The following is a 15,658-nucleotide window of genomic DNA, read 5'->3' on the forward strand; positions in this document are numbered from 1 at the left end:
TCCCTGTTACCTAATCCCTGAACTTTACATCCTTGATATTAAGATAATGAGTTACGTTTCCTTTCCAGTGGTTTTCCTCTAACGTGAAAGCAAGATCAAATTTTTTATTCTTAAAATCTTCTGCATGCTGTCCCAATTTGAAACCTACACATTCTATGTTTCTGCCAGTAGATTCCTGTTTGATATAAAACTTCAGGTGATTGTTGTCTTTCCCCATCGTTTTTACATAACCCGACAGTTTCTGATCAGTCAGAGTAAGGATGGGCTTCATATTATGAGGTCCGAAGGGTGCCAGTTTTCTGTGGAAATTAATAAATTCCCTGTTGATCTCATCGACTTTAATCTCAGAGTCAATCGTGACAGAAGGTTCCTGCTGATGTTCCTGAATCTTTTCGGAAACTATTTTTTCAAATTTAATCTTAAAGGCTTCAAATTTATCTTTTTCCATGGAAAGTCCCGCAGCAGCGTGATGCCCTCCGAACTTCAGGAAATACTCAGAACACATATCAAGCGCTTCATGTACGTCAAAATCAGAGACAGATCTGGCAGAAGCCACCATTTCTCCATTATTACCGTCTGTAAAGACCAACGTGGGTTTATAATACGTTTCGATAAGCCTGGAAGCTACAATTCCAATCACTCCTTTATTCCATTCAGGATGATAAACAATAGTAGAATGTTTGGATTGCTGTTGGGATTCGATGATCTGATTCAAAGCAGATAGGGTGGAATTCATATCCAGCTCACGCCTTTCATCATTAAGATCCATAATGTCACTTACGATCTGGTTAGCGTGTTTCAGGTTATCAGAAACCATAAGTTCTACAGCTGCTTTTCCCTGGGAAATTCTTCCTGCAGCATTGATCTTTGGAGCAATTTCAAAAACAATATTTGAAATTTCAAAGTGAGACAGCTTATCCTCAGGAATCAGTAATCTTAATCCCAGATTTCTTGTTTTTCTGAGAACTTTTAATCCCATTTTAGCAAATACCCTGTTCTCACCAGTCATAGAAACAATATCCGCTGCAATAGAAATCGCCAGAAGGTCGGTAAGCTCAAATAATTCAGCTTCCGGAATTTTATAGATCGTATTCAGGCCCTGACAAAGCTTAAAGCCTACACCACATCCTGAAAGTTCTTTAAATGGATATCTGCAGTCTACTCTTTTCGGATCCAAAACAGCGGCTGCATTAGGAATCTCTTCACCCGGAAGGTGGTGATCACAGATGATAAAATCAATACCCTTATCCTGTGCATATTGTACCATGTCAATAGCTTTGATACCACAATCTAAAGCGATGATCAGTGAAAAACCATTTTCTTTGGCAAAATCAATTCCTTCGGTAGAAATTCCATATCCTTCAGAATTCCTGTCAGGGATATAATAATCTAAATATTTTTTCTCAACAATTTTGCTGAGGTAAAGGTACATCAGAGCTACAGCTGTAGTTCCGTCTACATCGTAATCTCCGTATACCAGTATTTTTTCACCATTTTCAATTGCAGTGGCAATACGCTCTACAGCTTTCTGCATATCTGCCATTAAAAATGGACTGTGAATATCGTTAAGGTTGGGTTTGAAGAATTCTCTGGCCTTTTGATAATTGTCAATTCCCCTTAAAACGAGGAGTTTAGATTCAAAAGTACCAAAACCAAGTGACGAACTTAATCTGTCCACAACTTCCTCATCGGGTTCGGGCTTGTAAATCCATTTCTGACTCATTTCACAAAAATAAGGAAAAAAAACAGCATTTTGAAATAGTTAAGGATGAACTTGACTCCGTGAATGTTAAAAAAAAATATCTATCTTCGCGGTCCAAATTAAAAATGATTATGAAAAAAATAACGATTTGCCTTTTATTCTTAGGGGCAATGAATGCTGTAACGGCACAGAAAATCAATCTTGGAAAAGCGGTTGGTGTTGTTTCGAAAGGAGCAAAAGCCTTTACTTTTACCAATGAAGATGCAGTGAAGCTTTCAAAAGAATCTGTTGACTGGATGGACAAAAACAATCAGGTGGCAGGTCCCAAAGATCCTTATACTGTCAGATTGAACAAACTTTTTGCAAAACACAAATCTCAGGACGGACTTGCTTTAAACTATAAAGTCTACAAAGTAAAAGATATCAATGCTTTTGCTTGCGCAGACGGAAGTGTTCGTGTATTTTCTTCATTAATGGATATCATGACGGACGATGAGCTATTGGCAGTAATCGGACATGAGATCGGTCACGTGAAAAATCAGGATACTAAAGATGCGATTAAATCTGCTTACTTAAAAGCAGCGGCGCTGGATGCGGCATCATCTGCATCAGGTACCGTAGCGGCGTTAAATGATAGTCAGGTAGGAAAAATGGCCAATGAATTTCTGGATGCTTCCCACAGCAAAAAGCAGGAGTCTGAAGCGGATACTTATTCCTACGACTTTATGAAAGCTAATAATTATAATGTAGTAGGAGCTTATTCTGCATTCAAAAAATTGGCATTGCTTTCGGAAGGAAGTACACAGACAGGTTTTCAAAAAATGTTCAACTCTCACCCTGACAGTGAAAAAAGAGCACAGGCTATTAAGAAAAGAGCTGAAAAAGATGGTTTATGGAAAGATCCGGGAACGATTGCTATTCCAACGACTAAGCTTACAAAATAAATTGAATCTTATTTAAAACAAAAATTCCTCAAAGTTAACTTTGAGGAATTTTTTTATCGTGAATTATAATGATATCTCAGTCAATTAAGAATACATTTTTTCTCTCAGTTCTTTAACTTTTTTATCGGCAAGATATTCATCGTAAGTCATTTCTCTGTCAATAATTCCTGAAGGAGTAAGCTCGATGATTCTGTTACAGACCGTCTGAAGCATTTCGTGGTCATGAGACGAAAGCAAAAGATTTCCTTTGAAGTTTGACAATGAGTTGTTCAAAGTCGTGATACTTTCAAGATCCAGGTGGTTGGTTGGCTCATCTAATAATAGAATGTTTGCTTTCTGAAGCATCATTCTGCTGAACATACATCTCATTTTTTCACCTCCCGAAAGCACTTTACAAGATTTTAAAGCTTCATCACCGGAGAAAAGCATTCTTCCCAAGAATCCTCTTACAAATTCCTCGTGGCGCTCTTCATCGTTTTTAGTGAATTGTCTCAACCAGTCTACGAGGCTTAAATCTTCCTGGAAGAAACTGGTGTTATCCAAAGGCATGTGAGATTGGTTGGTGGTAACTCCCCAAGCCACTGTTCCCTTATCTGCCTGAACATTTCCTGCAAGAATTTCGAAAAATTCAGTGATAGCCAATGAGTTTTTAGAAAGAACAGCAACTTTATCTCCTTTCTTAAGGTTTAAGTCAATGTTTGAGAATAATAGTTCTCCGTCTTTGGTTTTTTCAAGACCTTTTACATCTAAGATCTGGTCTCCAGCTTCTCTTTCCATTTCGAAAATGATAGCAGGGTATCTTCTTGACGAAGGCTTGATGTCATCGATGTTCAATTTATCGATCATTTTCTTTCTCGCAGTAGCCTGTTTTGCTTTGGCAACGTTGGAGCTGAATCTAGCGATGAAGTCCTGAAGTTCTTTCTTCTTTTCTTCTGCTTTTTTATTAGCCTGAGCTCTTTGTCTTGTGGCCAGCTGAGAAGCCTGATACCAGAAAGTATAGTTACCTGTATAAAGGTTAAGTTTCGCATAATCCAAATCTCCGATGTGTGTACAAACGGTATCCAGGAAGTGACGGTCGTGAGAAACTACAATGACTGTATTTTCATAATCTGCAAGGAAGTTTTCCAGCCAGGCAATCGTATCGATGTCAAGGTCATTCGTAGGCTCATCCAGAATCAATACATCAGGATTTCCAAATAAAGCCTGTGCCAATAGAACTTTTACTTTGTCCTGGTTTTCAAGCTCACTCATCATCTGCCAGTGCATACCATCTTTGATACCAACGTTAGAAAGCATCGTTTGTGCATCAGATTCTGAGTTCCATCCTCCCATTTCGTCATAAATAACACCCAGTTCCCCTGCTTTTATACCATCTTCATCAGAGAAATCTTCTTTCGCATAAAGCGCATCCATTTCCTCCTTTATTTCAAATAATTTTTTATTTCCTCTCAATACAGTTTCAAGAACAGTAAATTGATCATACGCAAAGTGATCCTGCTCCAAAACTGACATCCTTTTTCCTGGTTCCAAAGATACATGCCCTGTAGTCGGATCCTGCTTTCCCGTTAGTATTTTAAGGAATGTAGATTTCCCCGCACCGTTTGCTCCGATAATCCCGTAGCAGTTTCCTTTGGTAAACATAATATTTACCTCGTCAAAAAGAACTCTTTTCCCGAATTGTAAAGATAAGTTAGATACTGTTAACATATAGTTTTGTAAATTTGGCGCAAAATTACGAAAAGAATTTGGGTATTTCGTAATAATGTAAAAGTCAAGTTTTTAAATATGAGGTATTTTTTCTATATTTCATTGATGAAATAAATAGATGGAGTCCTGAATGGACAACTCAATGAAGGATTGGTTGAGCCCAATTAAATATAATCACACGCATTTTTAAAATGAAAATCGAAAAAACAGTCAGTATATTAAATAGAAAAGCCCGTTTTGAATATGAAATCCTTGAAGAATTTGAAGCGGGGATGGTTTTAACGGGAACTGAAATAAAATCTTTACGGTCATCTAAAGCCTCCATCACAGAATCCTTCTGTCAGTTTATTGATGGGGAGTTATACATTATTAATATGATGATTGATGAGTATAAATTAGGAACTTTTTACAATCACAAAACAAAAAGGGAACGGAAATTGCTGTTGCACAAAAAAGAATTAGTAAAACTTGAAAAAAAGTTAAAGGATGCTGGTAACACAATTATACCTCTTAAATTATATATCACAGACAAGGGTAAAGCAAAAGTGCTGATATCCCTTGCCAGAGGGAAAAAACTCTTTGATAAAAGGGAAGCGATAAAAGATAGAGAAAATAAACGTAACCTGGATAGAATATTAAAGAAAAGTTAAAAATCATTCAAAAAACTTTGTTTTTAAAGAAAAATTATATTTATTTTGCATTATCAATTATTTAATCATTTAATTCTATGAAAAATCTAAAATTAGGAATTTCAGCATTGGCGCTTACGGTTGCTTCTACTGTGTTCGCTCAGACTACCAACAATCCGTGGTTAATCGGGGTTGGTGCTCACGCGGAAAACCACAAGGCACAGAGTAACAACTTTAGTAATACGTTCTCTGCTAATAATTTAACGAAGACAATGTTCAATGTGAACAACTTCTCTATTACACCTCCATTATCTAAATTAACAGTTGCTAGAAACATCGGTAAAGGTTTAGTTATCGACTGGCAGACTTCCGTAGGTAATGTTGACAATCAGAGATTTAACATGGGGAAAGAATTTTTCCTAATGACAGGTCTTGGTTTCCAAGCTAAAGCAGCTGGTCTTTTATGGAATGAAGAATCTTGGTTCGATCCATATTTAAGAGTTGGTGCTAACTACTTGAGACATGATTATACTGCACTTACTTTCCCAAGAACTGATTTCAGAGGAGATACAGTTTATAACGGAGACGGTGGTAATGAAAATGGTAAAGCTAATCACTTTACAGTTTCTACAGGTGCTGGTGCTAACTTCTGGGTAACTAAGAACTTCGGTCTTGGTGTTCAGGGTGACTATGTATCAACTCCAGGTGATAAATCAAATGTTGCTAACTTCTGGCAAGCTTCTGCATCGATCTTATTCAGATTCGGTAACAGAGATAGAGATAAGGATGGTATCCTAGATAAAGATGACCTTTGTCCAGATACTCCAGGTCTACCAGAATTCCAGGGATGTCCTGATACTGACGGTGACGGAGTTCCAGATAAAGACGATCAATGTCCAGAAGTAGCTGGTCCAGTTGAAAACAACGGTTGTCCTTGGCCAGATACAGATGGTGATGGTGTTATCGATAAAGATGATGCTTGTCCTACAGTTGCAGGTCCTGCAGAAAACAACGGTTGTCCTTGGCCAGATACAGACGGTGACGGAATCTTAGATAAAGATGACGCTTGTCCTACAGTTCCAGGTCTTCCAGAATACAACGGATGTCCTAAGCCAAAAGAAGTAATCGGTGTTGAAGCTACTGGTGCTCTTAAAGGTATCTTGTTTGACTTTAACAAAGCTACAATCAGACCTGAATCTAGCACTAAGTTAGATGAAGCTGCTAAAATTATTAAGCAATCTTCTGATGGTACTTTCTTAGTAACTGGTCACACAGATAAGAAAGGTGCTGATGCTTACAACTTGAAACTTTCTAGACAAAGAGCTGCTTCAGTAGTAGGTGCTCTAGAAGCTAGAGGTGTTAATGCAAACCAATTGAAATCTGTAGGAGTTGGAGAAAGAGATGCTACTATCTCTGAGAAAGCTTCTGATGCAGAAAGAATGGTTGACAGAAAAGTAGTTGTTGAAGCTGTTAATGGTGCTGCTTGGGATGCACTTCAGAAATCTGATCTAGACGTTGTAGAGAAGAAAACTGTAGTGAAGAAAGCTAAAAAAGCTCCAGCTAAGAAAAAAGCTGCTGCTAAAAAGAAAAAATAATTAATTTTTCTAAATAATAAATACCTCCAATTTTTTGGGGGTATTTTTTTTTTGTTGACTTTTAGTTAATTTTGTTGAAAATTTAAAAATCTAAAATGGGAAGAGCATTTGAATATAGAAAAGCTTCTAAAATGGCCAGATGGGATAAAATGGCCAAAACTTTCTCTAAAATCGGTAAAGACATTGCACTGGCAGTAAAAGCCGGAGGAACAGATCCTGAAGCCAACCCGGCTTTAAGAAGATGCATCCAGAATGCTAAGGGTGCCAATATGCCTAAGGATAATGTAGAAAGAGCCATCAAAAAAGCAGGTGGAGCTGATGCAGAAAACTATGAAGAAATTACCTATGAAGGATATGGCCAGGGCGGAGTAGCATTCTTCGTAGAATGTACAACCAATAACCCAACAAGAACTGTAGCTAACGTAAGAGCGATCTTCAATAAATTTGACGGTAACTTGGGTAAAAATGGAGAACTTGCATTTATCTTCGACAGAAAAGGAATTTTTACCTTAGATTTATCTCAAATAAAAATGGATTGGGATGATTTTGAAATGGAAATGATTGACGGAGGTGCAGAAGATGTGGAAAAAGATGAAGAAGAAGTAATGATTACAACTGCTTTCGAAGATTTCGGTTCACTATCGCATAAATTAGATGAATTAGGAATTGAAGCAAAAAGCGCAGAACTTCAGAGAATTCCAAATAATATCAAAGAAGTAAATGGCGACCAGTTCAAAGCTAATATGAAAATGCTGGAACGTTTTGAAGATGACGATGATGTACAGAACGTTTATCATAATATGGAGATCACAGAAGAATTGATGAACTCGCTGTAAAAATAATATAGCATTCATATACAGTTAACTTTCAATTAGTTTCTTTGTATAAAACTATGAAAAGAAACGTTGAGTTAGTTGTCATATCGGATGTTCATCTGGGAACTTATGGATGTAAGGCTAAAGAGCTGTTACGGTATCTCAATTCTATCCAGCCAAAAACATTAGTTTTGAACGGTGATATTATTGATATCTGGCAGTTTAAAAAGTCTTACTTCCCTAAACCTCATTTGAAAGTGATCAAAAAGATCCTTTCATTAGCCACCAAAAATACACAGGTTTACTATATTACTGGAAACCATGATGAAATGTTCCGTAAGTTTACAGATTTTGAATTAGGAAAACTTAAAGTTTGCAATAAAATCTGTCTTGATATCGATCAAAAGAAAACATGGATATTTCACGGAGATGTTTTCGATGCCTCTGTTCAGCATTCAAAATGGATCGCTAAGTTGGGCGGAAAAGGATATGATCTTTTGATTGTCATCAATAACGTTGTCAATTGGTTTCTGGAGAAAATGGGAAAAGAAAAATATTCATTTTCTAAGAAGATCAAAAACAATGTAAAGAAAGCAGTGAAGTATATCGGGGATTTTGAACTGACTGCTTCTGAACTAGCGATAGATAATCATTATGATTACGTAGTTTGCGGCCATATCCACCAGCCTCAGATCCGTGAGGTCATTACCAAAAAAGGCGCCTGTACTTATCTGAATTCCGGAGACTGGATTGAAAACCTTTCAGCGTTGGAATATCATGATGAAGAATGGAAAATATTCTATTATGACGATCACAAAGATTTGCTTAAAGACGACGAAGTAGAAGAGATCCAGGACATGGACAATTCTGAACTTCTGAAAATAGTCACTAATTTTTCTTAAATGAAAGTTTTGTATGCATTTCAAGGAACAGGAAACGGACATGTGGCCAGAGCACAGGAGATTATTCCTATTCTCAAAAAATATGCTTCAGTTGATACCTTGATCAGTGGTCATCAGTCACAATTGAAGGCTGATTTTGACATTAATTTCCAACATAGAGGCATTTCTCTTCTTTACAACAAAACGGGCGGTTTATCCTACCGAAAAACGTTTACTGAAAATAAATTTCTGGAAGCTGTAAAAACAGTAAGAGAACTCGAACTTTCAAAATACGATCTCATCATTAATGATTATGAACCTTTAACTGGATGGGCTGGTAAGTTGAAAAAACTTCCCATGATCGAGCTGAGCCATCAGGCTTCCATGAGTTTTGCTGAAACCCCCAAACCGGAAAAGAAAGACTTTTTAGGGGAACTGATTCTTAAATACTATGTTCCCAGCGAAAGAAAGATTGGTTTTCACTTTGAAAATTATCATCCGCAGATTAAGAAACCCGTGATCAGAAGGAAAATCAGAAACCTTAATCCGAATAAAAAGGGATATTATCTCGTTTATCTTCCAAGTTTTGCAGATGAGAATATCCTCAAAGTCTTGAAACAGATACCTGTTCAATGGAAAGTATTTTCGAAGTACAGTAAAGTACAGCTTAAAATAAAAAATGTAGAAGTTTTTCCAATCGATGAGATTCAATACCTGAAGTACTTTGAAAGTTGTGACGGTATATTATGCAATGCAGGTTTTGAAACACCGGCAGAAGCATTGTTTATGGATAAAAAGCTATTTGTCATTCCCATTCACAATCAATATGAACAGGAATGCAATGCGTGTGCTTTAGATCTCATGGGGATTCCAAATTCTAAAGTATTAAAACCTCAGGAAATTATGGAATGGGTAGCTTCAGATCATCACTTAAAAGTAGATTATCCGGACGATATTGAAGAAATTCTGGTGAATGAAGTCTTAGTTCTTTAGAAATACATCATCTACATCACTCATTCTGGTCATAACAGCTCGTGCGTAAGAACAGTGAGGATATACTTTCCAGTTATTTTCTCTGGCAAATTTTATGGCTTCCTCAACCAAATATTTCCCCATTCCCCGGCCTTCAAATTCAGGATGAACCAGTACAAAAGAAATAATAAATTTATCTTCTTCAGGAAAAATGGTATAGGTTAATCTTCCCACCTCTTTTATTTCATTGTTCAGTGTAATGAAACCACCGTTTCCTGATTTGTTGTTTTCAAATTTCATAATTCAAAGATTTGCGATTAAACATACAAAAATTGCACCGATGAGTAATTGTATGAGCGTAATAAGTGAATAGTGAATTTTCTTCATATTCAACTTTAAAAATATTAATTGTGGAATGATTATCCTTTATTGGATAAATTGATCATTCCCTTGCGAAGCAAAATTGACCATTCACATTAATTATCCTTCCCCGTATAATAGTTATAGTCCTTAATCACCACATTGATAAACTGTCTCTCCGTCATTTTCTTTGGATCAATATCCAGTTTTAAAATACTTTTAATCTTATCGGAAAGTTTGCTGATGATCTGTCTGTCGTCTACTTTAAGGGCTTTGGTGTAATTATCTTTGATGATCCTCATATCATTATCGCTTAAAGCAATGACCTGTGGAAAGGAGGGAACGTAGTCATTATTGATATTTTCCAGAATGGTGTGAGAGATATTGATATTATTTTTTAGAGAAATTACGGCTGTACCCGAAGCCATATCTCCCAAACGCTGATTATTTTTAGACACAATCATAGAAATAATACCTACGACGCCGGCTGCCGAAGTGTCAATGAGCCTGAACATCCATCGGATCAGATAATCTCCGAAACTGGCTTGGTAACCGTCAATTTTTACAACCCGGATTTTCATGAGCTTTTTCCCGGGAGTCTGTCCTTCCATCAAACTTTCCAGAACTACGGGATAAATATAAACAGGGAATGTAAGAACAATGTAAACAGCCATAATAGACCATTGATCAAGTCCGGTCAATAAATACCCAAGATCAAAAATGTTAAAGAAAAGATAGAAAACAATGAGAACATAAGCGACCTTTATCAGAAGATCGATAATGAAGGCAAGCATTCTTTCCCCGACACTCGCAATATTAAAGTTAATATTTACATTTTGTGAGGTATTTATCGCAATTTGAGACATAATTTTTATTATTTTAGCCTTACAATTATGAGAGAAGTTTATTTCATTAAACAAAATAAAGAAAAATGGTTGGGAATTGAACAGGTTATTCAAGGGAAAGTAAAAAAAAATCCTGATGACCTGTCTTCGTTGTATATCAACCTGATCAATGACCTTTCATTTGCGCAGACCTATTATCCCAAAAGCAATACCACGGTATACCTGAATCATTTGTCTTCGCAGATATTTCAGAAGATTTATAAGACCAAAAGAGTAGAGGAGAACAGGCTGATCTACTTCTTTAAAACGGAAGTTCCCCTGCTGGTCTATCAGTACAGGAGATATCTTATGTATGCGTTTCTGTTTTTCATCCTTTTTACTTCAATAGGAGTGCTATCGGGAGCTTATGATAAAGACTTTGCGAATATCATTCTGGGAGAAAATTATGTTAATGAAACGATAGAAAATATTAAAAAAGGAAATGCAGTTGGTGTTTACCAGAGTGGATCTACCTGGGGCAGTACCATAGGGATCATTTTTAATAATATCGGAGTAGGAGCCAAACTGTATATTTATGGAATTACGGCAGGGGTGGGGACTTTATTTGCCCTTCTTTCCAACAGCGTTATGCTGGGTTCTTTCCAATATTTTTTCTATGATTATGGAGCCTTGAAAGACAGTGCAAGAGGAATCTGGCTTCATGGTGTTTTTGAGATCTTTGCAATGGTTGTGGAGGCTATGTGTGGACTTATTCTGGGAGCGAGTATTCTGTTTCCGAGAACATTTTCAAGATTTAATTCTTTTAAAACCGGTTTTAAAGATTCTTTTAAAATCTTTCTCAGCACCATTCCTTTTACCATTTGTGCCGGAATTATTGAAGGTTATGTAACAAGACATGCTTTGAGAATGCCACTGGTAGTCAACTTAGCGATAATCATCAGTTCACTGACCATTATAGGATTTTATTATTTCATTTATCCTTCAGTGGTTCATAAAAAAACGAATAATCACAACCATGATGCAGTTTTATAAAAAAAGAGAATTTGGAGCTTTCATCACTGATAGTTTTAATTTCTTTAAACTTTACGGGAAAAACTATTTTAAAAATTATATTCTGATCAACGGATTACTGTTAATCTTAACAATTGCCGTTGTGATCTTTGGATTTAAAGAGATCTTCGGACAGCTTGTCGGCTCCAATATGAGCGGGGAAAGCTACTATTTTGAAAGATATTTTGAAGATAACTCAGGAATGCTCATTGTAGCGGGAATTTTGGTTTTTGTCCTTTTTATCCTTCTGGCAATCGTCAATTATCTGTATCCTGTTTTTTATATGAAAAGGATCGCTGAAGGTGCTCAAAAGATCAAGACAGATGAAATCTTAGGAGATTTTAAAAGAAATGCTGGAAGAATTTTTAAGATGGGTATCGGAATGCTGTTTATTGTATTTCCGGTGACCATGATCATCGTAGGATTTTCTTATGTGCTGCTGCTGATCATTATCGGTTTTTTCCTGATACTGCTTGTATACCCTACAGCATTTAATGTTTCTGCATTTTTGATGTACGATTATTTTAATACCAAAAGAGGCTTTATGGAAAGCCTGAGTTATTCCATAAGATCCCAGTTTTCTTACCCGAACGGAAATGAGAAATCTCCGTACTGGAAATACTGGGGAGCATCCATCATCATGTTTGTTATTTTGTATGTGGTGAGTTTGGTATTTACAATGGTTCCAATGGTTTTTGTGTACGGATCGGTCCTTACTTCAACGCCTGACGGAAATTTTGAAGAGAATCCTTTTGCCGGAACTGCAGGAATTATTTTCTTTGTATTCTATGGGATTTCAATGCTAGCGTCGTTATTCCTTTCCAATCTTATGTTTATCAATGCAGGTCTGATGTATTACGACAGCAGAACAGATCTTCATCAGAAAGCTGAATTTGAAGAAATAGAAACTATCGGTATCAATGAATAAATTACTTCTTTTTCTGTTGATCTTTTTCTCCATTGGTCCTGTTCGTGCACAGGATAACGATGGAGATGGTACAGTAGAAGATTATATTGTAGATTCTTTGGGGACCGGACATTACCGGAATATGCTCCGTGCAGATTCTGTACTGATTCTGCAACCTGTTTCAGAAAATACAGCCTATCCTAAAAAGTTCAAAGAAAATATTAAGTCCAGGTATAAAGGAAACGAATTTGATTATTCGGTATCCAAGCCGAGAGAATCTTTCCTGCAGAAATTAATGAGGAGAATAGACAAGATCCTTCAGAGTATTTTTGGGGAAACAGTCTTTACCAATTCGGCCAAAATTACAACGATCCTTATCCGCTTGTTTGCCATTATTCTTGTAGGATTTCTTCTTTATTTTATTATTAAATATCTAATGGGCAAAGACGGAAATCTCTTCTTCGGAAAGAAAAATAAAAAAATAAATATCAATGCGGAAGAGCTTCATGAAAATATCCATGAGATCAATTTTCCTGAAAGCATTGCGAAATTTGAGCGAGAAGGAGATTACCGTTCAGCCGTGCGCTACCAGTTCCTCTTTATCCTTAAAAAACTAAGTGATAAAAAACAGATCAACTGGAATCCTGAGAAAACAAATAAAGACTATGCTGCAGAATTGAAAGACTTAGGCCTTAAGGAAGAATTTGCGCGACTTTCCTATATTTTCGACTATGTTTGGTACGGCGAGTTCAGTATTGACGAACAGGGTTATCAGAAATTTAAAAATCAGTATCAGTCATTTAAACTGTAATTAAACCATTTACCATGAAAAAAACCTTCAAAATATATGCTGTGATATTCATCGTTGTGATGGTTATTCTGGCGTTGCTTGAAGTCAATAAAAAAGAAACAACAAACTGGCGGAAGAATTTTAATATTCATGAAAAATCTCCTTTCGGTCTGTTTGTGTTTAATAATGAAGCGAAAGATCTGTTTAAAAATAATCTGAAAAAAATAGAACAGACCCCTTACGACTATTACGCTCAGCACAAAAAGGGAGTACACAATATCATCGTCATTGAAAAAGAGCTGGACAAAGAATCCTGGAAGAAAATTCTGGATGAGGTGTCAAACGGTTCAGATGCCATGATTTTGGTAAGCCATGCTCCTAAAGATATTTCAGACAGTATCGGATACCATAGCTCGGATATTTCTTTTGAAGAGGAAAATGTGCTAAAACTGACGGATAAAAAATATCAGAATGATTTTATTAAATTAGATAAATTTCCTTCTGGCAGAGGATTTTCATACATTAAGCCTAAAGTGGAAGTACTGGGAAAAACAGTAGAGAAAAATAATTCAGATCAGGCTAATTTTATCAAAATTCGGTTTGGAAAAGGGAAGATCTATGCCCATAGTGAACCTCTTTTTCTTACCAACTATTACCTCCTAAAACCGGGCAATATCAAATATGCACAGGATGTTTTTTCCTATCTTCAGGATAGAGAAACAATCTGGTTTGTAGAAAATGACACCAAAGTTTCGCGCTTCTTTATGAGATTTGTCCTCTCCAATCCGGCACTGAAATATGCCTGGTGGTTGTTTTTAGGAGGTCTTATATTGTTTATTTTTTTTAATGCTAAAAGAAAACAGCGTATAGTTCCTGTTTTAGAGCCACTGAGAAATACCTCGGTAGATTTTGTGAAAAGTATAGGAAATCTTTATCTTCAGGAAGGAGACTTTCATGATATGATGGCCAAAAAAGCCCAATATTTCCTGAATAAAGTAAGAATGGATCTTTTAATCGATACTCAAAATCTCGATGCTGAATTTGCTAAAAAACTTCAGCTAAAGACAGGAAAAAATATTGAAATGATCAATGAAGCTATAGTTCTGATCATAAAAGGACAGGATCCCTATGCCCACGTGATGAAAGAAGACCTCACAAGATTGAATAAGCTTCTTGATGAGATTTTGAAATAATTGAGTAGGGTAAAAATGTAAAAATGTAACAATGTAACAATGTAACAATGTAACAATGTAACAATGTAACAATGTAACAATGTAACAATGTAACAATGTAACAATGTAACAATGGTTATTGGTAAACTGCTAGACTGTTTTATTGTTACATTATTAAAAATAAGTTAGAGTCCCGAAAGGACGATTTACCAAAAATCGGATAAAGTACGATTGACTAAAACCACAGATAGAAAAGTATGGAAAACCATGAAAATCAAAATGTAGAACCTCAAAGTTCTATCAATCTCAATAAAAGTGAAGATCAGTTTCAGTCCAGGATTGATATGATCGAGCTCCGTACCAGTTTAGAAAAAGTAAAAACTGAAATAGCCAAAGTAATTGTGGGACAGGAAAGCATGATAGAACATCTTATTGCAGCCCTTCTGTCAAACGGGCATGTCCTGATCGAGGGTGTTCCGGGGGTGGCTAAAACCATCACGGCTAAACTTTTGGCAAAGACCATTGATGTTGGTTTCAGCAGGATTCAGTTTACACCGGACCTTATGCCTTCAGATATTTTGGGAACCTCTGTTTTCAATGTGAAAAACTCTGAATTTGAATTTAAAAAAGGACCTATATTTTCAAGCTTTATATTAATTGATGAGATCAACAGATCTCCTGCCAAAACTCAGGCGGCTTTGTTTGAGGTGATGGAAGAAAGGCAGATCACCATGGATGGCGTCCGTTATATTATGGACGAACCCTTCCTGGTTGTAGCTACCCAAAACCCGATAGAGCATGAAGGAACCTACAGACTGCCTGAAGCACAGCTGGACCGTTTTCTATTCAAAATCAATGTAGGGTATCCTAATCTTGAACAGGAAATTGCCATTATCAGAAACCAGCACGAAAGCCGGAAAGAAGATAAGACAGAAGGCGTAAATCGTGTTATTACGGCTGGACAATTGAAAAGTTATCAGAATCTGGTAAAAGAAATTGTTGTAGAGGCTCAGCTCATGGAATATATCGCCAAAATTATAGTCAATACCAGAGAAAACCAATTCTTATATCTCGGAGCTTCTCCAAGAGCATCATTGGCACTTCTTACAGCGTCTAAAGCATTTGCGGCGATGAGGGGAAGAGACTTTGTAACACCCGAAGATATTAAAGAAGCGAGCTACGCTGTATTAAGACACAGAGTAATCGTTTCTCCCGAAAGAGAAATGGAAGGCTTGACTGCCGATGAAATTATACGTCAGATCTTAGAGGGAATAGAGATTCCTAGATAG

15 protein-coding genes are annotated in these 15,658 nt (G+C 36.5%); 11 read left to right on the top strand and 4 right to left on the bottom strand.

Annotated elements, in window-relative coordinates; translation table 11 throughout:
- Window positions 1-10: 10 nt before the first annotated feature.
- Complete coding sequence (recJ, locus tag BUC06_RS21400) at window positions 11-1,723, bottom strand: single-stranded-DNA-specific exonuclease RecJ (RefSeq protein WP_073336357.1); 1,713 nt, start codon at window positions 1,721-1,723, stop codon at window positions 11-13.
- Between the two features lie 110 nt (window positions 1,724-1,833).
- Between recJ and BUC06_RS21405 the strand changes: the two genes are divergently transcribed.
- The gene (locus BUC06_RS21405) at window positions 1,834-2,646 is read left to right on the top strand and encodes a M48 family metallopeptidase (RefSeq protein ID WP_073336359.1); all 813 of its coding nucleotides are present in this window, start codon (window positions 1,834-1,836) and stop codon (window positions 2,644-2,646) included.
- Window positions 2,647-2,730: 84 nt separating this feature from the next.
- Here the strand turns inward: BUC06_RS21405 and BUC06_RS21410 are convergent, their stop codons facing one another.
- On the bottom strand, window positions 2,731-4,353 hold the full coding sequence (locus BUC06_RS21410) for an ABC-F family ATP-binding cassette domain-containing protein (RefSeq protein ID WP_073336361.1): 1,623 nt from the start codon (window positions 4,351-4,353) through the stop codon (window positions 2,731-2,733).
- 191 nt (window positions 4,354-4,544) lie between these two features.
- Here BUC06_RS21410 and smpB point away from each other — a divergent pair, with 191 nt between their 5' ends.
- The 5 genes from smpB to BUC06_RS21435 all read left to right on the top strand — a co-directional run bounded on the left by smpB (window position 4,545) and on the right by BUC06_RS21435 (window position 9,266).
- Window positions 4,545-5,003, top strand: a complete 459-nt coding sequence (smpB, locus tag BUC06_RS21415; RefSeq protein ID WP_073336363.1) for an SsrA-binding protein SmpB — start codon at window positions 4,545-4,547, stop codon at window positions 5,001-5,003.
- A gap of 77 nt (window positions 5,004-5,080) precedes the next feature.
- The gene (locus BUC06_RS21420) at window positions 5,081-6,577 is read left to right on the top strand and encodes an OmpA family protein (protein ID WP_073336365.1); all 1,497 of its coding nucleotides are present in this window, start codon (window positions 5,081-5,083) and stop codon (window positions 6,575-6,577) included.
- A 95-nt stretch (window positions 6,578-6,672) separates the two neighbouring features.
- Window positions 6,673-7,413, top strand: a complete 741-nt coding sequence (locus BUC06_RS21425; protein ID WP_073336367.1) for a YebC/PmpR family DNA-binding transcriptional regulator — start codon at window positions 6,673-6,675, stop codon at window positions 7,411-7,413.
- Window positions 7,414-7,469: 56 nt separating this feature from the next.
- Window positions 7,470-8,294 carry a UDP-2,3-diacylglucosamine diphosphatase gene (locus BUC06_RS21430; RefSeq protein ID WP_073336369.1) on the top strand — a complete coding sequence of 275 codons (825 nt, stop codon included), beginning with the start codon at window positions 7,470-7,472 and terminating at the stop codon, window positions 8,292-8,294.
- Window positions 8,295-9,266: a glycosyltransferase family protein gene (locus BUC06_RS21435; protein ID WP_073336371.1), complete on the top strand. Its 972-nt coding sequence runs from the start codon at window positions 8,295-8,297 to the stop codon at window positions 9,264-9,266. It abuts the gene before it with no gap.
- On the opposite strand, the gene BUC06_RS21440 is transcribed toward BUC06_RS21435, so the two are convergent.
- Complete coding sequence (locus tag BUC06_RS21440; protein ID WP_073336373.1) at window positions 9,255-9,545, bottom strand: GNAT family N-acetyltransferase; 291 nt, start codon at window positions 9,543-9,545, stop codon at window positions 9,255-9,257. The two genes, BUC06_RS21435 and BUC06_RS21440, sit on opposite strands and share 12 nt — an antisense overlap.
- Before the next feature lie 176 nt (window positions 9,546-9,721).
- Complete coding sequence (locus BUC06_RS21445) at window positions 9,722-10,471, bottom strand: RDD family protein (RefSeq protein ID WP_073336375.1); 750 nt, start codon at window positions 10,469-10,471, stop codon at window positions 9,722-9,724.
- 27 nt (window positions 10,472-10,498) lie between these two features.
- Here BUC06_RS21445 and BUC06_RS21450 point away from each other — a divergent pair, with 27 nt between their 5' ends.
- The 5 genes from BUC06_RS21450 (at window position 10,499) to BUC06_RS21470 (ending at window position 15,658) form a co-directional block, all read left to right on the top strand.
- Window positions 10,499-11,482: a stage II sporulation protein M gene (locus tag BUC06_RS21450; RefSeq protein WP_073336377.1), complete on the top strand. Its 984-nt coding sequence runs from the start codon at window positions 10,499-10,501 to the stop codon at window positions 11,480-11,482.
- On the top strand, window positions 11,466-12,428 hold the full coding sequence (locus tag BUC06_RS21455) for a DUF4013 domain-containing protein (protein WP_073336379.1): 963 nt from the start codon (window positions 11,466-11,468) through the stop codon (window positions 12,426-12,428). The genes BUC06_RS21450 and BUC06_RS21455 overlap by 17 nt, the downstream gene beginning before the upstream one ends.
- Complete coding sequence (locus tag BUC06_RS21460; protein WP_073336381.1) at window positions 12,421-13,218, top strand: DUF4129 domain-containing protein; 798 nt, start codon at window positions 12,421-12,423, stop codon at window positions 13,216-13,218. Before BUC06_RS21455 ends, BUC06_RS21460 begins: the two co-directional genes overlap by 8 nt.
- 14 nt (window positions 13,219-13,232) lie before the next feature.
- Window positions 13,233-14,390, top strand: coding sequence for a hypothetical protein (locus BUC06_RS21465; protein ID WP_073336383.1), 1,158 nt, complete (start codon window positions 13,233-13,235; stop codon window positions 14,388-14,390).
- 236 nt (window positions 14,391-14,626) lie between these two features.
- Window positions 14,627-15,658 (top strand): AAA family ATPase, encoded by a 1,032-nt coding sequence (locus tag BUC06_RS21470; protein WP_073336385.1) that lies wholly within the window; start codon window positions 14,627-14,629, stop codon window positions 15,656-15,658.

The sequence above is a fragment of the Chryseobacterium carnipullorum genome (genome assembly GCF_900142785.1).
GTDB lineage: Bacteria > Bacteroidota > Bacteroidia > Flavobacteriales > Weeksellaceae > Chryseobacterium > Chryseobacterium carnipullorum.